Here is a 20,935-nt window from a genome sequence, read left to right as displayed (position 1 = left end):
CCTCACTTTTCCCCCCAGGCGGTGCGCATCCGATCGAGGAGCGGCTTGAAGAGATAGTTGAGCATGCTGCGCTCGCCGGTGCGTACGAAGACCTCGACCGGCATGCCCGGGCGCAGCGGCTGATCGCCGAGCCGCAAGCGCGCCAGTTCGCTGGCGGCAACGCGGATGCGGACCCGGTAATAGGGCGCACGGTCTTGTTCATCCTCGAGCCGATCGGCGGAGACCTGTTCGACCTCGCCCAGCAGGCGAGGCGTCGAGCTGGTGTCGAAGGCGGTGAACAGCAGATCGACCGGAAGACCGGGATGGACCTTGTCCACCCCGTCCACCGACAGGCGTCCCTCGACGATCAGCGGCGCGGCGTCCGGCACGATCTCCATGAGACGTGCGCCGGGCTGGACGACACCGCCTACCGTGTGCGTCGTGAGCCCCACGACCCGTCCGGACGCCGGCGCGCGGATTTCGCTATGCTCCAGATCGAAGCGCGCCGCATCGCGTCGTGCGGCAAGCGATTGGGCCTCAAGCCGCGTATCGGCCAGTTCACCGCGCACTTCCTGTTGCCAGGTGTCGCGGCGCTGGATGATCCGCGACTGAATTTCTGCCGCTTGCCCCCGCGCCTGACCGATGCTGCCGAGGTCGCGCGAAATATCGCTCTGAATGCCGGCATGCAGCCGTTCGGTTTCGAGAAGGCGGTTGCGCGGGATATAGCCCTCTGCCGCAAGCTGACGCAGATTGCCGGTCTGTTCGTTCATGCTGCGCAGTTGCGCCCGCTTGTCGCCAAGCGAAGCGGCCAGTCCTCCGATCAGCGCCGATTGACCCGCCAGGGATTGCTGGAGGCCGGTCAGTTCCGCCTGCAGGGCAGCGCGGCGGCTCAGGAACAATTGCCGCTGCAACGTCAGCGCGCCGGTGACATCGGCGCTGGTGCTGCGTTCGAGGTCGGTCGGAAATGTCGGCATGGCGAGTCCGTCGCGTTCGGCCAGGAGGCGCGCCTCCTTGGCGCGCGCCGTAACGAGCTGGATCTCGACGTTTTGTGCTTCGGCGCCGACCCGGGTGGGATCGAGCCGGACCAGCATTTCGCCCGCCCTCACGCGCTGTCCCTCACGCACATGGAGGGCCTGCACGATCCCGCCAGGCCCATGCTCGACGGCTTGCCGGTTGCCAGTAACCATGACGACGCCGGGCATAGGCACGCCATTGTCGAGCGGCGCGAACGTCGCCCAGAGCAGGAAACCGCCAAGTCCGAGGGCCAGCAGCCACCATCCAAAGCGCGCGGGCGGGGATTTCGCCTGTTCTTCCGCCTTTTCCTCGCGGGCCAGATCGTCTTGCGTGGGTTCCGCCTCGTCCGGCAGATCCTTGCCGACGTCGCGAAGGAACTGCCGCCATTGCATCCAGGCATGGCCTTTGGTTTCGGTCTGATCGGTATCCATCATGGTCATGCCTCTGCCGGCTTGCCGTCGAAGCTGGATGCCGGCGCCGACCCGTTGGGCTTGATCGTCACGCCGCCGAACGTCCCCGGCATCGGCACGACCAGCCCCCCGGAAGAAGGCGATGCGGGCCTCGCCGGGACGGTTGCGCCGCGCATTCGTCCGAGTATCTCCGCTGTCGGGCCGAATGTCTGCATGCGGCCGTCTTTCAGGACGAGCAGATTCGTGGTCTCTTCCAGCACCTTGGGTCGGTGCGTGATGAGAATGGTGGTGACGCCGCGCTCCCTTAGGCGGCCCAATGCCACCACCAGCGCGAGCTCGCCGGCGTCATCAAGACTGGCATTGGGTTCATCGAGGACCACGAGCCGGGGATCGCCATAGAGCGCCCGCGCGAGTCCGATGCGCTGGCGCTGACCACCCGAAAGACCCTGGCCTCCCGACCCAAGCTTCGTGTCATAGCCCTGCGGCAGTTGGAGGATCATTTCCTGCGCGCCCGCAAGCGCGCCCGCGTCCGTCACCCGAGCCGGATCGGCGTCACCTTCGGCGAAACGCGAGATGTTTTCGGCAACGGTGCCCGCGAACAGTTCCACGTCCTGCGGTAGATAGCCGATATAGGGGCCAAGCCGTTCACGGTCCCAATGGGTGATGTCGGCGCCGTCGAGGCGCACCGTTCCCGCGCGCGCAACCCAAACACCGGCCAGCAGGCGGCCGAGGGTCGATTTGCCCGAGCCTGACGGGCCGATCACGCCGAGCATGTCGCCTGCTTCCAATGTAAAATCGACACCGGACAGCGTCGGCGGTACGCCCTGCCTGCCAGGCGGCAGCGCAGTAACGGCTTCAAGGCGCACCGCGCCCTGCGGCGCCGGCAGTGGCTGCCGCTCCGATCGCGCAGGATGTGCGGAGAGCAGACGCCCGAGACGCTGCCAGGACAAGCGGACATTTGCCCATTGCCGCCAGACCGAGATCAATTGATCGATCGGCGTCAATACGCGGCCCATGAGGATGGAACCGGCGATCATCATGCCAGCGCTGTTAGCGTCCGCGCTCGTGGTGTAATTTCCGGTGTAGATTGAGGCGATCGCATGGGTGGGGCATGCCCCACCCATGCGAATTCGATCTCGGTGGCCACCGGGCTCATCGGTAAGGTGGAGTTACCACACTTCACACGCCCACCGAGGAGTTGATCCCGATGACCGACGATAGATTACCGCTTGCCGAGCTGATGGCGAAGACCGGAGATGGAGATTTCCTGCGCACGATCGCCGAGAACGTATTACAGATCATCATGGAGGCCGACGTCGATGGCCTGGTCGGCGCCGGCCGGCACGAGCGCTCCGGCGATCGCACGACCTGGCGCAATGGCTACCGCGACCGCAGTCTCGACACCCGGCTCGGCACGCTCAATCTCAAGATCCCCAAACTGCGGACCGGCGCCTACTTTCCCGGCTTTCTGGAGCCAAGGAAGACCGTCGAGAAGGCGCTGGTCGCGGTGATCCAGGAAGCATGGATCGCCGGCGTCAGCACCCGGCGCGTCGATGAACTGGTGCAGGCGATGGGCATGACTGGCATCTCCAAGTCCTCGGTATCCAAGCTGTGCAAAGACATCGACGAGCGGGTCCACGCCTTCCTCAAGCGGCCGCTCGCCGGCGACTGGCCCTACCTCTGGCTCGATGCTACCTATCTCAAGGTGCGCGAGGGCGGGCGGATCGTCAGTGTCGCCGCGATAATCGCTGTGGCCGTCAACACCGAGGGCAAGCGCGAGATCGTCGGCCTGCACATCGGTCCTTCCGAAGCCGAGCCGTTCTGGTCGAGCTTCCTCAAGGACCTCGCCCGGCGCGGCCTGACCGGCGTGAAGCTGGTCATCTCCGATGCCCACGAGGGGCTCAAGGCGGCGATTACCCGCGTCATGGGCGCGACCTGGCAGCGCTGCCGCGTCCACTTCATGCGCAACGCCCTGGCCTATGTGCCCAAGGGCCAGAATACCGTCGTTGCCGCTGCCATCCGTCAGGTCTTCCTTCAACCCGACCATGCCGCTGCGACGCAGGTCTGGCGTCAGGTCGCTGATCAGTTGCGCGCCCGCTGGCCAAAGCTCGGCGCTTGCATGGACGATGCCGAGCACGACGTGCTCGCCTACATGACCTTCCCCGAGCAGCAGCACCGGGTCAAGCTCCACAGCACCAATCCGCTGGAACGCCTGAACAAGGAAGTGAAGCGCCGCGCCGATGTGGTCGGCATCTTCCCGAACGAGGACAGCATCATCCGCCTCGTCGGCGCCGTCCTGCTCGAGCAGAATGACGAATACCAGCTCCAGCACCGCTACATGCAGATCGAGGGCATGGCCGCCCTTGCCACACCAATGATCGAGGAGGCACAGCCGCTACAGATTACACCCAAGGCCGCCTGAAAATGCAGCCCTGTGGCCACACCCGATTTTACACCACATTGACGGACGCGACCCCAGCGCTCATGCGGCCGTCGATGACAAGCCATGCCCCAAGCCCCAGCACAAGCGATTGAAGCGCGAGGCGGACCGTACGCGAGATCGCGCCGATAAGCGCCGTGCGCTCGCTCGCCAGTGCCTGTCGGCGAACATAGCCCCGGTGCGGAATGCGCCAGAGACGATAGAGCCGGCCCAGCATACCCATCGCCTCGATGGAATCGCTGTTGCGAAGCTGAATTTCGACGCTTTGATTAGCTTGTACCGACAGTGACCCTGCCTGGGCCAGCGGCGCGCGGGACAAGCGCTCGTTCGCCCATGCGAGCGTGGAAAGGATAAGAATCCCCGCAAGCGCCAACACGCCGAGCCACGGGTGAAACAGGAACAGCACCAGAAGGAAGATCGGTGCCCATGGCGCATCGCAGAAGGCGAAGACGGCGTTGCCAGTGAGGAACTGGCGCAAGGCATCGAGGTCGCGCGTCGCCTGCCCCGCATTCGCCTGACCACCTGCAAGGCCACGTTCGAACGCGGCCTGATGCACGCGGCGCGCGAGGAGTTCATCCAGTCTGGAGCCGGCGTGGATGACGACGCGGCTTCGGGCATATTCGAGCGCGCCCATGAGCGAGAGCAAGCCGACGACCATCACGGTCAGCATCGCAAGCGTGAACAGGTTGCCCGAGGCTAGCGCGCGATCATAGACCTGAAGCATATAGAGTGAGGGCGCGAGCATGAGCAGGTTGGCGGCCGCACTGAACGCCGCAATGCTGCGTCCGCTGCCGCGTAACATCATGAGCGCGGCACGGATTTCGTCTTCCGGTTTGTCGGGCTGCTGCATTGCTATGGTCCGCTTTAGGAAAATGCAGGTCGGGGCGGCGGCCGAAGCCGCCACCCCTTCCCGGTCGCGCCTGATGGGGGATCAGGCGGCGAGCAGCAGTTCGCTCTCGCTGAACGCCGAGAGGCCCACAACGTCGGCGACGCTGTCGAAAGGAACATCGACGTCAAGGCCGTTTTCTTCGAGGGCATTGATCAGGCCGCCCTGCGAAACGGTGCCAATGCTGTCGCTCGCACCTGTCACCGACCCATTCATCAGCCCCCAGATGACGTCATGGACGTCATTGGCGCGACCTTCGGCCAACGTGCCGACGATCGGCGTGTCGAAGGTGTAAGTGATCGCCGGCGAGGTGATGTTGCCGCCGGAGTCACTTCCGGCACCGATCGTGATGCTGTCGATCGACCCGTAGAGGATGTGAGTTTCGGCGGCAGGGGCTCCGGCAGCGCCGAAGTGATAGGTGAGGTTGCCCGTCACCTGCACCGAGCTGTTCTGCCCGCTGATGGAGTAGACAAAGGTGTCTCCGCTCAGGCCGGAAGGGCTCCCATTGGTGTAGAAGAGGCCGGTCGTGGTCGGGTGACTGCCAGACAGACCGTTGTCCTGCCAGGCGTAGAGGATTTCACGGTTGGTGTTGTCAACCGTGGTCTGGACGAACGTGTCGTCCAGCGGGAAGTTGTCTTCGTCATAGAAAGAGATAGTAACAGTCATGTTTCTTCTCCTGCTTTCGCATCAAACGCCGGATCTACAATGTCCGGCCATGGAACGTTGGATCTGGTCCAACGTACATACGGGATCGCCCCGCACGTCTCGTGAGATGGCACATCCATTGCCATCAGAACTTCATCTGGATGCCCCCTGTAATGGTTCGTCCTGGCGCCCAGACCTGCGCGATGGAGTCACCACGCCCGTCGATGTAACGGCGGTCCGTCAGGTTCTCGATTGAAGCGAAGAAGCGGAAGCGGTCGTTCAGCGTATAGCTGCCGTACCAGTCAAAAGTAGTGTAACTGAACCATATCCTGCGATCCGCAAGGCCAGGATAGTCACAGCCAATACTACAGTTGAAAAAGTCATCTGATAGAAGTGACCCGTTACCACTATAGGTTAGCCGAATCCCGGTATCAATTTTGCGATCAAGCGGCCGGACGCCGATATTTGCCGTAACCTTATCAATGATATCTCCGTTGACGCTGTTCATGATGACATCGGTCTCAGCGAGCACTCGGCTCTCGGCATATTCTCGCCAGGTTGAAAAGCCGGCATCTAGCGCCTGCTGAAGCTCCGGCCAGATCGAACCGTCTTCCATGGGCTGTTCATAACGCGTGGTGCCCGCGCCGACCGGGTAGAGATCACGCGAGAAGCGGTTCCTCTTGCCGGTATAAAGCGTTGCCGCCGCGCCTGCGTAGAGGAAGCCCGCATCATAGCGCGCCTCGATCTCGAAACCCTGGAAGCGCATCGGCGTGCGGTTGTTGACGAACATCACATTGCCAAGGCCGGCGCCAGGGCCACCCGGCAGCCCCGCATTCATCGTCGTGTACAGATAATCGCGTGCGCGGGTGTTGAAATATCCGACCTTCGCGAACAGAACGTCATCGCCCTTGAAGATGCCGTTGAAGTTGAGATTGGCTCCCAGTTCCCATGTCGTCGTTTTCTCCGGGTCGGCATAAGGATTGGCGAACATATTGGCGAGCGGGTCGCCCGGATGGCCGCCGGTCATCAGGGTCTCGTTGATCGCGGGCGGGCGCCAGGACTTGGCCCAGCTTCCGTAAAGTTCCAGCCAGTTGGTTGGCCTGATCGCGGCTTCTACTGAAGGCAGGAAGCGGCCCTGGGAGCGATCGACCGTATAGTCATAGAAGTCGGTTCGGTCGACCCATCCAGGCCGTTGGACAGGCGCGTTGCCAGTGAACCATGAAGGAAGGGCAGCGCGCGCCCAAGCTTCGCCTCCAGTTCGTGCGCCCTCGCAGTTTCGGATCGCGGCGGCCGTATTCAGCGAGCACATATAATCTACGAAGCGCCGGAAACGATCATGATACTCGGTGATCGTGCCGAGGACCTGGGTTTCACCCTTCAGCCAATAGCGATCGTACCGTAAGCCCGCCGAAATAGTGTAAAGCGTACTTTCGAGCGTGGCCTTGGCGAACAGACCGCCCATGGACCGGCGCCCGCGCGGATTGAGCGGATCGCCCTGGCCATATTGATTATACTGGATCTCCCGCTCTTCGCGCCGCGTCACGACCGATGAACTGGAGCGGTCCTGATAAAATTCCGCTCCATAGTTGATGTTGAGCTTGAGATCGCGGCCAAGATCGAACCGCGACGTGTTATCCAACTGGACGCCATAGGTGCGCGTGGTGATGGTCTGGTCAGTGCTGTAACCATAGCGGCAAGCAGTCTGCCAACTTGCTGGAATTGGCGTCTGCTCGCAAAAGCCGAGCCGCCAGGCGTTATCTGTCAGGCTGTTACCCGCCGGATTGTCCCGCGCTTCAGTGAAGTTGCGGTTGTGTGTTCTGACCGTGTAAAGCTTGAGCTTCAGATCGATCCAATTGCTGTCCGGCTTCCAGCTATAGTCGAACGCGAAATTCTCGGACGATATGCTGGATTCACCAAGGCGCCGCCACGGATCATCGGTCGGCCCCGACTGCATATCCTGGACATTCTCGTAATCGAGCCAGGTCCCGATATAGCTGAGCTGGAAATCATGATCTTCGGCCAGCGTCAACCTGGCCTTAGCGAGCGCCGAATTCTGCAACTGGTTGGCGTAGCGGATGCGGTTGGCGAATTGCAGGCCGTTCTCTTCGTAATAGTCCTCCCACAATGGGCTGACGCCGACGCCTTTGGTTCCGATGTCATAGGCGCCGATGTCACGCCGCGAATAGGCGGCCAGCACTTCGAGGTTGGGTGTCAGCCGTCCCGCAACGGCCCCGCTGCCCAGGAAATTGACGCCGTTACCCTCCCCGCCAAGGCCGGTATTGCCGCGAAGGCGCGCACCGATGCGGTCATCCTCGCCATCCAGCAAATCCTCGAAAGAAAGGGTCGTGAAGTTCACGCTGCCTGCGATCGCGCCCATGCCATGCACATTGCTGCGCGGTCCGCGCTCGATGACGACCCCCGAGATCAGTTCGGGATCGACATACATCTGGCCGTTGCGCTGCTGGTGCCCATTCTGGACGAAATTCTGGCGCATGCCGTCGATCATCATGTTGACGCGACCGAAGTCCTGCATGCCCCGGATGTTGACCGCCAATGCGGGGTTCATCCGGTTGACCGGGCTGGTGACGCCGGGAACCTCGGCAATGATGTCGGCGGCATGGCGCGCCGGCGTGCGATCCATCTCCTCACGCGTGATGATGCTGACCGCGCGCGGGGCCGCAAATATCTCGTCGGAGCCGCCCGCCGCGCCGCCGGTGCCGGGGCGGCCATCGCGGCCGATGCCACCACTGCCGCGAGCCTGGTCGCCCTCCACGCGAAGCGGGCCGAGGTCGATCTGGCCTTGCGAGCTGCGCACCGCCTGAGCGGCTTGGAGGGCGCGTGCGAGGGTGAAGACACGTGGGCCAGTCTGCCGGAATGTGACCCCTGAGCCCGCCAGCAGCCGTGATACTGCCTCTGCGGGCGTGAAGTTCCCCTGGAGTCCGGGGCTGGTAGCGTCCTGCGTCAGTGGCGCGTCGTAGATCAGTTCGACTCGCGCCTGGCGAGCGAACTCGTTGAGGGCCGTCGAAAGAGGCCCTGCCGGAATATTGTAGCTGGCGACCTCTTGGGCCTGCGCGGTTCCGCCAAAGGCCAGCGCGCCCACCGAAAGCGTCGTCGTCGCCAACCATGCCATGAGCCGGCTGCATTTTCTGCGACGTGCCGAATCCGAAATCACCTACCTGTCCCCCTTCGTCGTCAAAAGCGGGAGGCTCGTTATCGCTAATGCGAATGCCTCTCACCTTTATGACGACCGCCGTCTCGGGAACGGGACTTGAGATTAGGAAGTTTTTTCTCGGAAACAAAAAATTACATGTAGAGGAAGATCAGCCGGTCGATGATCCGCGTCGAGCGCAAGCCCAGCGATTGCTGCAACTTACGCAGTGAACTGACGGGATCATCGATGCTGAACACGCCGCTGACCCGGCGCTTTTGGGTGTCGGCACCGATGACACGGAAATAGCCGGGATGATAACGTTCCAGTTCCGCCACGACCTCCGACAGCGGGCGATCCTCGAACACAAGCGAACCCTGGGTCCAGGCGAGAGCATCGGCGACACGGACCTGTGCCGGCGCGGTAAGGCCATGCGCAGGCCCATAGGAAACGCTCTGACCCTCCTCGACCTTGATCCCTTTGCCCTCGTTCCGCGGGTAGATCACGCGAACGCTATGCTCGGTCACGGTGACACGGGTATCGTCTGTCTGTTCACGCACAAGAAATCGCGTCCCGAGCGCTGTCGTGCTGCCACCGTCGGCCTCGACGGTGAACGGACGCCTGGCATCGGGCGCCACGACGAACAGCGCTTCACCCCTGATGAGACGCACTAGGCGCCGGTTGTCGGCAAAATCCAGCGCTACGGCGCTATGGGTGTTGAGTTGCACGAGCGTGCCGTCGGGCAGAGCGACCGTGCGACGCTCACCCGTCGCGGTCATCACGTCTGCCCGCAGGCGCGTTGGCCAGTCCTGCATGCCGCCTATCGCCAGGATGGCAAGCCCGGCGGCTACGGCACCGGGAATCCAGAGACGCGGCTTCGCGGGTGTGAGTTGCCACCTGCGCGAAGGTCTTTGCCGGCGAGGCGGCTGTGCGAGCGACGCCCTCACATCGCAAGACGCCCGCACATCCCCAAGTTCCCACCAGACCGCTTCCATCTGCGCAAAGGCCCGTGCGTGCCGCGGATCGCTCGCCAGCCATGCTCGCAGCGCCTTTTCATCCTTCATCAGGCCGCTATCGCGGTCAGCGAACCATCGCGCCGCTGCGTCGGCGATGTCCTTGGGAATGGGCTGATCGGCGGTCACGGTCATGGGGCCCTTTTCGCTCCCTGCAAATTGCAGAAGCGTTATCTCTCTTATCTCTAGGACGCTTCAGATAGACGGATCGGGACTTTCCTGCGCGAATTATTGTCTGTTACGCACCGAAATCCTCATTCATCCGCTCGTGGCAATGCCGTAAGGCGATCCGCACATGCTTGGCGACGGCATTGAGGGTAATGCCGAGCCGCCTGGCGACTTCGTCGGGAGGAAGCCCGTCGATCCGGCGCAGCGTGAACACCTGGCGGCAGCGCAGCGGCAATTCCGCGAGCGCCGCCTCAAGTTGCCGCAACCGCTCCTGATCGACCATCCGGGTTTCGGCAAAGGGTTGATCGTCAGCGACATCGTCCGGCAGATCGCCCATCTCGAACAGTGCTTCACGGCGCCGCTCGGCGCGCGCCTCGTCCGTGGCGAGATTTGCGGTCAGGCGAAACAGATAGGCTCGCTTGTTGACGATCGGCGGATCGTCTTCGATCCGCTGGACGCGTAGCCAAAGCTTCTGCGTCACATCTTCCGCCGCGGTCGCGTTTCCCAGAATGCGCTGCGCAAGCCGCATCAGGAGCGGCCGTTCGCGCAGAAGCAGGCGCGTGAGAGCGACAGAATTGGTCGACATGGCGCGCCCTTCTAGCCCGACATGAGAACCATTCGCAATAACTCAATTTACCTAGTTCGCTGTATGCCTTGCTGTAGTTCCAGGGAAGATTTGCGAACGCTAAAGTTTGAAATGAGCCGATGAGACGACAGCGTGGGAGAGGCGACCCCACATGGACACGAAGTCCGCCTTCATATCCCGCCATGTGTCAGAAGGAATGACGTCTTCCACATTTCGGTTTCCAACACGGTGGACCTGCGTGATGGCGGCTTGCGCTATTGACTGATGCACCGCGAGCCACGCTTCCATCTCCTGCACGATCTCCCTCTGATCGGCGCTTAGTTGGCTTGCATTCACGTAAGTCTTCACGATGAAGTTCGTGGCACTGTTATAGGGAACAGTGAGTTGCTGCATGCGGTATCGGTCGAATGTGACGACGCGTCCGGAATGTTCCGCCATCGGCCTGGCCTGGAAGCGGCCGAGCAGAAGACCACCGGAGAACGGGATCGCGATTTCCGTTCCGGCCACTGCCACGTCACGCTCATATTGAGCCAGCATCGGCAGGATGTAGGTGCTTGCCAGTCGTCGCCCGATCGACCGCACGGCAGCATCATGTTCCTCTCCACCGCGGATCAGATAGCGACGGGCGGCATGTTCCCAGAAACAGATCGGCGTCTCGCGCAAGCTGATCGTCACTCCGCCCTGATCCAGCATGGCTGCAAAAACGCAGAGCCGCATGGTGCGATCCTGCGGTCGAGCGTTGGAAACAAGTGGTTGCGGCGCCGGCTCGATGAGATAGTGGACAATGTCGTGTCGGATGGAGTTTGGCCGTGCCTTGCTCGCTAATTCTTGCGTGATGCTCGAACTGACAGAGTTCAGGGCGCTGCCGGCCTTCTTGTCGATCTCGGAGACGAGAAGCCTCAGGCTCGACGCCGATAAACGCCGACGCCCCCTGAAGCGCTGCGAGATCATTGTGTAAAACTCATCGGGGATGTGGCGAATGTGGGCATGGGCAGCATGAATTTGCCGTGTTTCCTGACGGACGAAGCCACGCGCCAGGGGTGCGTCAATCCGCGATCGCCACGACCGGTCTTCGCTACCAGCCTCCTGCCCGGCTCGATGCACGTGATCCATGGCGAGTATCCATAACATTTCTTCTGTTGCGAACAAATCTCAGCACGACAAAATTCTAGCGCGGTAAACGGACTGAGGATTCTTACCTGCCCGACGGATGCAAATACGATATCATCGAGCCTTCCAGCCACTTACCTCGGCATGCCGCACTCTGAATTTGCCGTCCTGGCCGCGAATCCAAATCTGCTCGACATCTGCGGTTTCGGAACCTGTCGCGGCGCCCCGGTCAGTGTCGATCGACCGAGAAAGCATGCCGGTGAGCGTCACTTCTCCTTTTTCAACGCCCGTGATGCTTTTGACGTTGAGGTTTGTCCATCCCCGTGGGCCACCGGCGTGCCTTGCCCAGAATGAGGCGGCATTTTCATTGGCGGAAGATCGTCCATTCCACAATATATTGGCATCGCTCGTGAACATGTCAGCCAGCTTTACTGCATCCGCCCCGTCTTTGATCATCCTGAATTTGCTCCCACGGTTCATGACCGAGGCGGCTTCCAGTTGGTTCCCGTTGAGCAATCGGCAGGCCGAAAGCCTGGATGGCGCATGGCGATACTGCGCCGGGTCAAGCGCCGCGCAGGCGGGGAACTGCTCCAATGCCACAGCCGCCGCATCCAGCGCAAAACGCGGCACCATCTGGTCGTCACATGCATGGACGATGCGTTTGCGGGCATGCACTGAATTGTCGCTTCTTGCTCGATCCGCGCTTTCCAGATCGAACATCCATCCATGCAGGCAGATCGAAGGCGGTTCGCTTGCCTTGCGTTCGGAAGTTTCGGGATTGGCAAAAAGCGGCTCGGCACGTTGCCGCAGATCGGACCATGCAGCGGCGGGAAATGGTGCGTTCAGCGCCTCGTTGAGAGCGCCCGCGCCATCGCGTGGATATGCGATCGACGTCCTGTCCGTACCGTTCCCATCTCGGACAAAAGTGATGGCGACGAGATCCCTCCCGTAACCGTCGATATAGAAGATGCGGATGATCGTCTGATTGTCTCCCATGGCAAGAGCGAGCGAAGGAAGGGAATAACGTTCGAACATGCGCTGCCGCTGATCGGCATCGCAGCGGTTCACTCCGCTGTCATCTGCGCAATGAGCTATCCCCTGGGCATCGATCGCAGGAGCCGTCACAGCGAACAGGGGCACAGCCCCCAAAATGCAGGTCAGCACCGTGAATATTGTAAACCGCGTCGACGTCATTGCCAAGCTCGCCGCAATTCCACGCCTGCTGCTGGAGCGGCCGGCACCATAAGCGCTGTCCTGAATCATCATACGCGTTTCGCGAACAGCCGGTAGAAGAGTTCCTCGCTGCGACGGCAGCCTTCAGGTGTCAGCACGACGGACTTTGCCTTGCCCACCGGATCGAGGATCATATTCTGCGCATGAAGCCGGTCGAGCGCGTCCCAATCGAACGACTTCCATGCCCGCACTGTGCCCAGCAGCCGATCCTCATTGTGCCGCGTCAGGAACATGAGCGCCAACACCGCTTCGTCGATCTTGTCGGTATCGATATCCGCATGATGCATGCCTTACGCTCCGGCCGTGAAGCCACCCCTCCCCATCATAGCGCAGAAATGCCTGTCACCCCAGCTTTGTCAGCGTCGCGTGATCTGGGTCCCGCTGTCGCTCCGGGTTCCGCGACCGCCAGCTTCAGCGCATTGCCGATCATGGCGGCCAACGCTTCCTCTGCCCTGGCGCGGGCGCGCCGATCCTTAACCTCCAGATCGTGCCTGATCCATTGCGGCGCGCGCTCGATCACACCCAGAATGATAGCCTGCATATCCTCATCCATGCACCCCTCCTATGATCGCGGACAGCCAACGTCATTCAAAAATCGCGGACCAGTCGGCATCGCCCCGATAGCGCTCCAACTGGGGTTCCGACAGCCACACGCGGGGATACTCGATGGCCGCGCCATCCTCCGCCGCAGCGCCATGATTCTTTCCCCCGCTTTGCGGTGGCACTACCCATCCAAAGTGTCGACGACGCAGCGCCCGCAATTTTGGCCTGATCACGTTCAAAATCGAAGGTGGCAACAATGGCGCGCCGAAGTCGTCATCTATCCATTCCAATACCAGCAGGGCACCTTCGCGGGTACGCAGATCAGTGATGCCGGCGATCAGCATGGCCTCGGCTACATCGTCCAGCAGCAAACCCAGGCGAAGCGCGGGGTGGCGCTTGATCAACTTCTGCAACAGGTCATACCGTGCCTTGCCCTGTCCCAGCGCCGCGAACTGCGCCCAAAGCTTTTCCTCTCCCTTGGTCAGGCCCGCGAGCGCATAAAGATCATAGGTGTCTTCGCTGATCGCGAAATCCTGGCGCACGGCATTGCGATGAACGCACGCAGCGTCATTGCGCAGGACCATCGGAAAGGCGGGGTCAATCAACATATGCTCTTAATATCATGTCGACGCTGTCGGGTGACCAACGATGTTATGCCAAACCACCATTTGCGCTAGCTGGGAAAATACTGGCGGCAACCACAACGGCCTACCAAACTCGTCGATTTCGTTGTGCTTGCCGCGCAATAACCAGCGAACATCACTTCGGCGGACGGATCAAGCTGGCGATACCCTCTCCACCCTCGGCGACATAAAAAGAATGGCTGGCACTGCGAGATACGACGATATCGATTTTCTCCGAGATATGGCCGAGCGGTGGAGGGCCGGACCGGGCTGAACTGGTAGCCGTTCGATCGAAAGGTCAAGTCCGATCCATCGCGCGATCAAGCTTTTCGGCCGTAACCTTGTCAAGGACCCATTCAGCCCGCTTCATGGGTGTGTAGGGCGCGTTCTTTACCGAGATCTGACTTCGACCAACCGCCGTACCATGCCAGAGGCCGTCCATGTTTCGAGCGGCAATTATGCTATACTCTTGCGTGGAGAGATGACCGCCTTTGCCGTGCAGCATCACCATCATGGAAGCGTCCGGCATTGGCTCACCCAACACGCGGCGGAGCGCACGATGTTCCTCGATATCAGATGTCGTGGGCTTCAGCTGATCGGAGGCCACAGGCACGCAAAGCGGTGGGCCTTCTGCGACTCTTTCGATGACAGGGGCGGCGGCAAGGAGCAGCAGGGAGATCATGCTCGTATCATGCCTCCACAAATCGGCTCCGGCAAGATTATCGGGCCTTTGCTAGTGCAGCGTTGGCGTTCCAGCCGACCCTCGGTTGATTATGCAATCACGTGATCATCCAGGGGGCAACTGCGAGTCGCATAATCTGGCTAGCATAGAGCAAAGGCCTACTTCCCTCCATCCGCGCTACCTGCCGCAAAAGCGGCCCCACCGTATCTGTTGCGTAGATGGCTCGCCACTTTCTCGGCATAGGCGCGTTGCCGCCAGAGGGTAGGACTATGATAGACTCCGACCGCCTTCCAGTAGTCGCCGGTTGTCTTGAGTCCGGACAGAAATATCCAGCGCGCGGTTTCAGCGTTGAAGCACGCGTCGTAACGAAGCCAGTGCCGCACCTGACGTTCAGGTTTGCCGACCAATCTCGCGATCCGCGGGACCCACGAACTGTTAATTTGTAGCGGGCCGAGGTCATGGGTGCCGTTCTCGTTCGCAATCTCGGCCCCTAACCAACCCGCTTCCTGTATGCGAAGACCCCAAAGAGTCTTTTCTAGCCAGCCATAACCACGTCCTGCGATACCAATACAACGCGCGATCTCGGCTGCCTCTCCCAATGTGGTCCGTTGCGCCAGTGCCGGACCGGGCGTCAGCAAGGCGGACAAAATCGCTATGTCGGCCAGCAGCCCTCGTACGATCAAGGAGAAGGACAAAGCCGGCGCTGGACGATGCCCCATCATTGCGCTGTCCGATTACGAAAGCTGGACCGATCGCGGCCGCAATAATTGCGAGGGGGTAAACTTCCCGGCTCGAATGGAGCGCCGGTCAGCAGCGCCAGCAATCGCTGCCCAGACACAATCTCGATTCCCGTGGCGCGATCAATGACAGCGCGGCTCATCCCGCCCGTTCGGCCGGTATGAATGAAGAGGCCGCGCTGCCGGCGGGTCGCGCAAAGCTGGGCGAACTCCGACACATGCTCCGGCCGGATGGCGTCGCGATAGCGTTTCGCCTGGATCAGCCAGCGCTCGCCGTCGATAATAACCTCGCCATCGACGCCGCCGTCCCCGGTGTAGCGGTGATTGCGAATGACCCGGTGCCCGCGCCGCTCAAAAGCCTCCAGCAGCAGTTCCTCGAACGCGAGCGGGTCCATGGCGCGGAGCCGCGCATAATGGATTCCGGCAGGCTGATTGCGATCGCGCCCGCGCAGCTGCTCGCACATCTCGCGCGCCTGCCGCCGTCGCCAGCGATGGCGAATAGGGATGCGATAGTGATGAATGAGAAACGCCAACAGCGCGGCGCATAGGATCAGAACGAGCGCAAGATTCAGATTCATGAGGGCTCTCCTATCGATCATGCCCGCCGCCATGACCGCCATGGTCATGCTGCGGCTGGGGATCGGGCTGGTGAACAGGCTCGGGGGTATCGGCGCGGCCGGGAGCGCGCGCCGCTTGGGCACGATCACGCTCGATCGTGCCGCGCAGGAAGTGGTCGACGAGCGAAGCGGCCTCCTGCGCGCGACCCGCAAGGGTTTCGGCAAAGCCGCGTGGGCGCTTGCCGTGCTCGCGTCGATCGCGTTCGCGCTGCTCGCGCTCTGCTTTGCGGGCGTCGCGCTCACGCGCGTTGTCTTCGCGGGAGCGGTCGTGCCTATCCTTGTGACGGAGCCCTCGCAGCTTGTGGCTGTCGGCCTTGATCCGGCCGAGACCTTCAAGAGAGGATGTTTTCTCGCCCGAGCGTGAGGCAAGCTTTTCGGCGAGGCGCGCTGCATCCTCGGTCCAGAGTTTCACGCCATAGGCGGCGCGGGTAATGGCGGTGTAGTAATTCTGGCCGTTGACCAGGCCCGATTCCACCGGGGCCAGCGCATAGACACGGGCGTAGGTTTTCGACTGCGCCGAATATACGGTCTCGGCATAGCCATGGTCCCATGTCCGGTGAACCGACAGGTCAACCTGCTGGACTCGTTCGCCCCGATCCCATTTGATGGTCGCGATATGGCCTTCGAGCGCCAGCACGGTGCCGCGCTCGGCATTCTTGACATCGATCTCCTTGTTGAGAAGCCGCCACTGAATGCGGTCACCCTGAGCGATCTCACGGTTCTCGGTCAGGAACACGTTGACATGGGCTGCCTTGCCGAGCCCCGGACGCCATTCGATAATGCGACCATTCTCGTCGGCGATCCGCACGACTTGGCGGCCATGGTTGTTCCGGCCAATCCCCACGACGCGATAGTCGGCATCGCGCACGATCCCCAGCCCCGGATTGTCGCGGGAGAACTTCACCACCTGCCCGGCGGTGTAGAAGCGCGCCATCTGTTTTTCCTGGTCGGTCATGCCCGACGGAGTCAGCACCTCGAGCCGATGCTCCTCCGCCGCCACCGTACCCTCACGCTTCAGCACTTCGCGGATATGGCTGTTGACGATCAGGCGGGTGGCGTTGTCGAGAACAAGGATGTTGGTGTCGTCCCGCATCTCGGGTTTGAGGCGCGTCCAATCGGCGACCATGCCTTTGGCGAGGTCCTCCGCGCTGGCGCCCGTCGTCACGTGATCGAGCGAAGCGAGCGAAGCGGCATAGTCGCCTTTGCGCGCGAGATCCGCAGCCTCCTGCGTGGAGCCGGTTTTCTGGCGCATCGCTTGCCTAAGTTGGCTGGTCGGCAGGCCCAGTTGCTGGAGCAGCCAATAGGCCTTGCCCTGCTCGATCGCGCCGGTCTGCTTGTTGTCGCCAAGGAATATGAGGCGCGCGCCGGTTGCGCGGCTGATCTCCAAGACACGCAACGCCTGCCGGTTGCCAAGCTGGCCCGCCTCGTCCACCACGAGAATATGCCGGTCGGTGAGGCCGTGGCCGCCGCTGGCGAGGAGCGAAGCAAGCGTGCGGGACTCGATGCCCGCCTTGCGCCCCAGTTCCGCTGCCGCCGAAGAGGTTGGCGCAAGCGCAACGGTGATATGATCGTCGCGGGTCGCCTCGACCAGCGCGCGGACCAGGGTCGATTTGCCGACGCCGCCGGCGCCATGGACGCCGACCGCCCGGTCATTGCCGCTGCCAATTGCGATCAGTGCCGCCGTTTGCTCGGCGTTAAGCCCCTGTGCAGCGGCGACTTCGGCAAGGCGCTCCCGGCTGGCGGCGGGAGAGGCATCGCGCATCGCGAGGGAAATATGTTCGGACAGTGCCAGTTCGAGTTTGGCGGTCCGGCGCGAAGTGCGTCCGCGCGGGAGCGGCTGATCGCCCGTCTGCCGGACGGTGGCGAACAGCTTGCCTTTGGCCTCGTGCGTCTCGAACAACGGCCGCACGTCGCCGAACCGCACCTCGCCGACATGCGATGCCAGCGCGGTGCGATAGATCCGCTCGATATTGTTGACCGCCTCGCGTGTCTCGCTCTGCCGGATGCCGAACAGGGCGGCCCGGCGCGCAACGCGAGGATCGATCTCGATCGTCCGCTCACCGCGCTCGCGGGCGGCAACCTGGAGCTTGTCGAGATACTCACGGTAGGGTTCGGCGCGTTTGTTCCATTGGGCCTGTAGCTCTTCGAGCCCGACTTTCTCCTTGGCCTTGCGCGTCGCGAAGAAGGAGACGCGGCGCATCGCCTGCCCCTCATAGCCATGCTCGGCGGCATGCGCGTTGATCTGCTCGGCGCGCTGCGAATAATCGCGAATGAGCTGGCCGGGCACGCCCTCGACCTCGAACAGTCCCTTGCGCGGATCGAACACGACCTCATGACCGATCTCGCGCACATCATGGGCAAGCTCGTTGCGATAGATCTGGCCCATGACCATCTGCACGGCATACATCGAGCGCGTCTCTAGGCTCGACATGCGGTCGCCGTTGAGATGATTGGTCATGTTGAGGATGACGACATGGGTGTGAAGCTGGGGGTCGAGCTCGCGGCTCGCATATTCGGTGAAGCGCGCGAACAGCAGGCGCCCCGTGGTCTCGTGGACGATTTCGCCCTCGACCCGGCGGCGCAGTTCGGCATGTTCCTCGGCATAGGCGAGCGCGACGCCGACCGCCCGTTCATGCGCGGCGAGAATCCGCTCGTCGCCCGTCACCAGCGCCAGGATCGAGATCGACTTGGGGGCGCTGATGGTGAAGTCCCAGCCGGGCTGGTGCTGGATACCGTCCTTGCGGCGGCGACCGAGCTGCTGGTCGCCGACCTTTCCGGCAAGCAGTTCCTCGAACTGTTTGGGGTCGACCTTGCCCGACAGGCCGAGGCTTTCAGCGAGCCTGCCACCCCATTCAGACGGCTCATTGCCGCCTTTGGTATAATAGTCGCCAATCGCATAATATTTGGCGATGTTGGCGGGCGTTCCCTTGAGGCGGCGGGGATGGATCATGCCGGCTTCGCCTTCTCGCGCGGACCTTCGGCGCGGCCGTGAGCGGCAAGCGAGACGCGGATGGTGCCACGCGTCGCACCCAGCAGGGTGACGGGCGTTGCGACCACATTCTCTTCTTCGCCGGGATCGGCGACCGGCGAAACATCATCCGCCATGTCGGGCTCGATATGCTCCGGCCGCCCGAACACCTCTTCCTGCGGCGCCGCATCTTCGGGAACGGGCACGCCGATCGACTCATCGACAGTCGGGGGTTTCTTCGGATGGGAGAAAAGATCGCCCTGCGTCTTTTCGGGGGACGGCGTCGCGCCCGGCGCGGCTGGTGGAACGGGAGTCTGCCCTTGCCGTGCCGCGGCCTGCTGCGCCTGGATCGCACGGCGCTGTGCCCGTGCCTGGGAGATGATGGCCTTGCCGAGCGGCAGGCGCTTGGGGGGATCGGTCCGCTCGACGAAAGCGGGAGCGATGCTGGGCAGCGGATTGAAGCGATCGTTGAAACGCACGACGGGGAGATTACGGCCGAACCGGAGGAAGCCGGACAGGTTGGGCAAATGGTTGACCTCGGTATCCATCACCAGTGGGCGGGTCACCTGCATGCGGCTGAGGTTCACCCCGTCGCGCATGTCGTTCACGCCATAGGACATGCCCTCATTGGCCTCGACCTGTTCGACCCGGCCGAGATTCTTGGAGACCAGTTCCGCCGTATCGGTATCGTTCGCCCTCAGCGCCACCCAGGTCGAGCAGTAGCCGGTGATGGCAGCCGCATCCTCCTTGCCGTAGGTCGCGTTGAGCTGGGGGTAGGACTGGAAGCCCAAAATCCCGCACCCGCCATACTTCCGCGCGCGGGCCAGGAAGTCGGAGAGGCTCGGCAGCTTCTGGAGCGTGGGCAGTTCGTCGATCACAACGTAAAGCCGCCGGTCGCGATCGGGGGTCAGGCTCATGATCGCGCTGATCGCGATGTCTAGCCAGACCGTGATCAGGGGGCGCAGGGAGGGAAGCTGGTCGGCCTTGACGGTCACGAACAGCCAGCTGTCATCCTTCTCGTCCTCGACCCAGCGACGGATGGAGAAGCCGTCCTCGGTGTCGTCGAGATAGGCGAAGCTGCGCATGACCGATGCAAGCTCGGCCTGGACGCCGGCCGAAGTGCGTTCTCCCTCGGCGGAGATGAAGGCGGCTGCGTCGGTGCCCTTCACATAGGCGGCGAGGTCGGCGAGCGGGGAGCGCAGCACCCGGTCGAGCAGCACCGAGATCAGGGTGTGCTTCTGCCTCGCGAGCTTGCGCAGGACCGCGACCAGCGTGCCGCGCGCCGCCTTGGACCAGAAGGGATCGCCATGCTTGTCGGGGATCGTCGATTCCGCGATCTGGTCGTAGTGATATTCCTGCGGGACATCGACCCACGGGCTCCATATGTCTGTGCGCTTGTCGAGCGGATTGAGCAGGATGTCCCTTCCGGGGCGGTAGAATTTCTCGACGAAGCTCCCGGCGGTGTCATAGACGATGGCGCGCTTTCCCGCCTTGCGGACCCCTTCGAGCATGGTGGTGATGAGGTTGGTCTTCCCCGTTCCGGGCGCGCCGACCAGCAGGATATGCTCCGGCTCGAAGGCTTCGGGGACCGCGACGCCGCCGATCGACAGGGCGCCCTTCTTCTGCCCCCGGACCGCACGGCGAACTTCCGAGACCGATCCGAACCGGGCGCCGCGAATATACTCGTTCGACCCGAGACCCCGGCCCGTTCGGGTGAAATAGAACCAGGCGCTCACCAGCCCGAAGAGGGCGACGACCCCGGCGATCGCCGCGCCATGAATCAGGTCGGTCTCGAGTTTGTGGAGCGCATTCTTGACCACTGGCGCCTCGGCCAGGGTATCGGCCAACGTCCAATATTGGCGACCCTGGGGCGTGCGGAACAGCACCGGGTCGTTGGTTCCCGGCGCGGCATCCGTCTTGAAGGTCGCCTCGACCAGCTTGACCAGAACGAAGCGCTGATATTCGTTTGATCTTTCGAACGCGTACCAGCAGGTGCCCATCACCCAGAGCACCAACCCGGCGAGAATGGTCTGGTAGAAGACCTGGGTGGTCATCCGGACGTTGTGGACGATGGCCTGACCCCCGCGCGTCCACGAGCCAAGGGTATCGTTGCGGAAGATGCTCATGGCCGCG

At 62.4% G+C, this 20,935-nt stretch carries 18 protein-coding genes; 1 reads left to right on the top strand and 17 read right to left on the bottom strand.

What is annotated here, in order from left to right:
* Nucleotides 1-2: 2 nt before the first annotated feature.
* Both WFP78_RS14745 and WFP78_RS14740 read right to left on the bottom strand, forming a co-directional pair.
* The gene (locus WFP78_RS14745; RefSeq protein ID WP_336963783.1) at nucleotides 3-1,433 is read right to left on the bottom strand and encodes an HlyD family type I secretion periplasmic adaptor subunit; all 1,431 of its coding nucleotides are present in this window, start codon (nucleotides 1,431-1,433) and stop codon (nucleotides 3-5) included.
* Complete coding sequence (locus WFP78_RS14740) at nucleotides 1,430-2,443, bottom strand: type I secretion system permease/ATPase (RefSeq protein ID WP_336963780.1); 1,014 nt, start codon at nucleotides 2,441-2,443, stop codon at nucleotides 1,430-1,432. Before WFP78_RS14740 ends, WFP78_RS14745 begins: the two co-directional genes overlap by 4 nt.
* 167 nt (nucleotides 2,444-2,610) lie before the next feature.
* Between WFP78_RS14740 and WFP78_RS14735 the strand changes: the two genes are divergently transcribed.
* A complete protein-coding gene (locus tag WFP78_RS14735; protein WP_336963777.1) occupies nucleotides 2,611-3,825 on the top strand; it encodes an IS256 family transposase in 1,215 nt (404 codons plus the stop codon).
* A 28-nt stretch (nucleotides 3,826-3,853) separates the two neighbouring features.
* On the opposite strand, the gene WFP78_RS14730 is transcribed toward WFP78_RS14735, so the two are convergent.
* The 15 genes from WFP78_RS14730 to WFP78_RS14660 all read right to left on the bottom strand — a co-directional run bounded on the left by WFP78_RS14730 (nucleotide 3,854) and on the right by WFP78_RS14660 (nucleotide 20,928).
* Nucleotides 3,854-4,693 carry an ABC transporter transmembrane domain-containing protein gene (locus WFP78_RS14730; RefSeq protein WP_336963775.1) on the bottom strand — a complete coding sequence of 280 codons (840 nt, stop codon included), beginning with the start codon at nucleotides 4,691-4,693 and terminating at the stop codon, nucleotides 3,854-3,856.
* A gap of 81 nt (nucleotides 4,694-4,774) precedes the next feature.
* Nucleotides 4,775-5,395, bottom strand: a complete 621-nt coding sequence (locus WFP78_RS14725) for a heme acquisition protein HasA (RefSeq protein ID WP_336963771.1) — start codon at nucleotides 5,393-5,395, stop codon at nucleotides 4,775-4,777.
* Nucleotides 5,396-5,519: 124 nt separating this feature from the next.
* Nucleotides 5,520-8,504: a TonB-dependent receptor gene (locus WFP78_RS14720; RefSeq protein WP_336963768.1), complete on the bottom strand. Its 2,985-nt coding sequence runs from the start codon at nucleotides 8,502-8,504 to the stop codon at nucleotides 5,520-5,522.
* 173 nt (nucleotides 8,505-8,677) lie between these two features.
* Nucleotides 8,678-9,670: a FecR family protein gene (locus WFP78_RS14715; RefSeq protein WP_336963766.1), complete on the bottom strand. Its 993-nt coding sequence runs from the start codon at nucleotides 9,668-9,670 to the stop codon at nucleotides 8,678-8,680.
* A gap of 103 nt (nucleotides 9,671-9,773) precedes the next feature.
* Nucleotides 9,774-10,289, bottom strand: coding sequence for an RNA polymerase sigma factor (locus WFP78_RS14710; protein ID WP_336963763.1), 516 nt, complete (start codon nucleotides 10,287-10,289; stop codon nucleotides 9,774-9,776).
* Between the two features lie 99 nt (nucleotides 10,290-10,388).
* Nucleotides 10,389-11,402 carry a hypothetical protein gene (locus WFP78_RS14705; protein WP_336963761.1) on the bottom strand — a complete coding sequence of 338 codons (1,014 nt, stop codon included), beginning with the start codon at nucleotides 11,400-11,402 and terminating at the stop codon, nucleotides 10,389-10,391.
* 111 nt (nucleotides 11,403-11,513) lie between these two features.
* Nucleotides 11,514-12,665 (bottom strand): hypothetical protein, encoded by a 1,152-nt coding sequence (locus tag WFP78_RS14700; RefSeq protein ID WP_336963758.1) that lies wholly within the window; start codon nucleotides 12,663-12,665, stop codon nucleotides 11,514-11,516.
* Nucleotides 12,662-12,919 carry a DUF6429 family protein gene (locus WFP78_RS14695; protein ID WP_336963756.1) on the bottom strand — a complete coding sequence of 86 codons (258 nt, stop codon included), beginning with the start codon at nucleotides 12,917-12,919 and terminating at the stop codon, nucleotides 12,662-12,664. Before WFP78_RS14695 ends, WFP78_RS14700 begins: the two co-directional genes overlap by 4 nt.
* A 35-nt stretch (nucleotides 12,920-12,954) precedes the next feature.
* A complete protein-coding gene (locus WFP78_RS14690) occupies nucleotides 12,955-13,185 on the bottom strand; it encodes a DUF6771 family protein (RefSeq protein ID WP_336963753.1) in 231 nt (76 codons plus the stop codon).
* 31 nt (nucleotides 13,186-13,216) lie between these two features.
* Nucleotides 13,217-13,783, bottom strand: coding sequence for a hypothetical protein (locus WFP78_RS14685; RefSeq protein ID WP_336963751.1), 567 nt, complete (start codon nucleotides 13,781-13,783; stop codon nucleotides 13,217-13,219).
* 313 nt (nucleotides 13,784-14,096) lie between these two features.
* Nucleotides 14,097-14,480 (bottom strand): hypothetical protein, encoded by a 384-nt coding sequence (locus WFP78_RS14680; protein WP_336963748.1) that lies wholly within the window; start codon nucleotides 14,478-14,480, stop codon nucleotides 14,097-14,099.
* 158 nt (nucleotides 14,481-14,638) lie between these two features.
* Nucleotides 14,639-15,202, bottom strand: coding sequence for a lytic transglycosylase domain-containing protein (locus WFP78_RS14675; RefSeq protein ID WP_336963746.1), 564 nt, complete (start codon nucleotides 15,200-15,202; stop codon nucleotides 14,639-14,641).
* Complete coding sequence (locus WFP78_RS14670; protein WP_336963743.1) at nucleotides 15,199-15,795, bottom strand: restriction endonuclease; 597 nt, start codon at nucleotides 15,793-15,795, stop codon at nucleotides 15,199-15,201. The genes WFP78_RS14675 and WFP78_RS14670 overlap by 4 nt, the downstream gene beginning before the upstream one ends.
* Before the next feature lie 10 nt (nucleotides 15,796-15,805).
* On the bottom strand, nucleotides 15,806-18,784 hold the full coding sequence (mobF, locus tag WFP78_RS14665; RefSeq protein WP_336963741.1) for a MobF family relaxase: 2,979 nt from the start codon (nucleotides 18,782-18,784) through the stop codon (nucleotides 15,806-15,808).
* Complete coding sequence (locus WFP78_RS14660; RefSeq protein ID WP_336963738.1) at nucleotides 18,781-20,928, bottom strand: type IV secretion system DNA-binding domain-containing protein; 2,148 nt, start codon at nucleotides 20,926-20,928, stop codon at nucleotides 18,781-18,783. Before WFP78_RS14660 ends, mobF begins: the two co-directional genes overlap by 4 nt.
* Nucleotides 20,929-20,935: the final 7 nt, after the last annotated feature.

Source organism: Sphingobium aquiterrae (assembly GCF_037154135.1).
GTDB lineage: Bacteria > Pseudomonadota > Alphaproteobacteria > Sphingomonadales > Sphingomonadaceae > Sphingobium > Sphingobium aquiterrae.
This window is presented reverse-complemented; position numbering and strand designations above follow the sequence as displayed.

Bases quoted from the DNA above. Each gene is read 5' to 3' on its own strand.
- WFP78_RS14695 (WP_336963756.1), bottom strand. From the start codon at position 12,919: ATGCATCATGCGGATATCGATACCGACAAGATCGACGAAGCGGTGTTG.
- WFP78_RS14740 (WP_336963780.1), bottom strand. From the start codon at position 2,443: ATGATGATCGCCGGTTCCATCCTCATGGGCCGCGTATTGACGCCGATC.
- WFP78_RS14735 (WP_336963777.1), top strand. From the start codon at position 2,611: ATGACCGACGATAGATTACCGCTTGCCGAGCTGATGGCGAAGACCGGA.
- WFP78_RS14710 (WP_336963763.1), bottom strand. From the start codon at position 10,289: ATGTCGACCAATTCTGTCGCTCTCACGCGCCTGCTTCTGCGCGAACGG.
- WFP78_RS14685 (WP_336963751.1), bottom strand. From the start codon at position 13,783: ATGTTGATTGACCCCGCCTTTCCGATGGTCCTGCGCAATGACGCTGCG.
- WFP78_RS14660 (WP_336963738.1), bottom strand. From the start codon at position 20,928: ATGAGCATCTTCCGCAACGATACCCTTGGCTCGTGGACGCGCGGGGGT.
- WFP78_RS14670 (WP_336963743.1), bottom strand. From the start codon at position 15,795: ATGAATCTGAATCTTGCGCTCGTTCTGATCCTATGCGCCGCGCTGTTG.
- WFP78_RS14690 (WP_336963753.1), bottom strand. From the start codon at position 13,185: ATGGATGAGGATATGCAGGCTATCATTCTGGGTGTGATCGAGCGCGCG.
- WFP78_RS14680 (WP_336963748.1), bottom strand. From the start codon at position 14,480: ATGATCTCCCTGCTGCTCCTTGCCGCCGCCCCTGTCATCGAAAGAGTC.
- WFP78_RS14715 (WP_336963766.1), bottom strand. From the start codon at position 9,670: ATGACCGTGACCGCCGATCAGCCCATTCCCAAGGACATCGCCGACGCA.
- mobF (WP_336963741.1), bottom strand. From the start codon at position 18,784: ATGATCCATCCCCGCCGCCTCAAGGGAACGCCCGCCAACATCGCCAAA.
- WFP78_RS14725 (WP_336963771.1), bottom strand. From the start codon at position 5,395: ATGACTGTTACTATCTCTTTCTATGACGAAGACAACTTCCCGCTGGAC.
- WFP78_RS14705 (WP_336963761.1), bottom strand. From the start codon at position 11,402: ATGGATCACGTGCATCGAGCCGGGCAGGAGGCTGGTAGCGAAGACCGG.
- WFP78_RS14700 (WP_336963758.1), bottom strand. From the start codon at position 12,665: ATGATGATTCAGGACAGCGCTTATGGTGCCGGCCGCTCCAGCAGCAGG.
- WFP78_RS14720 (WP_336963768.1), bottom strand. From the start codon at position 8,504: ATGGCATGGTTGGCGACGACGACGCTTTCGGTGGGCGCGCTGGCCTTT.
- WFP78_RS14675 (WP_336963746.1), bottom strand. From the start codon at position 15,202: ATGATGGGGCATCGTCCAGCGCCGGCTTTGTCCTTCTCCTTGATCGTA.
- WFP78_RS14730 (WP_336963775.1), bottom strand. From the start codon at position 4,693: ATGCAGCAGCCCGACAAACCGGAAGACGAAATCCGTGCCGCGCTCATG.
- WFP78_RS14745 (WP_336963783.1), bottom strand. From the start codon at position 1,433: ATGACCATGATGGATACCGATCAGACCGAAACCAAAGGCCATGCCTGG.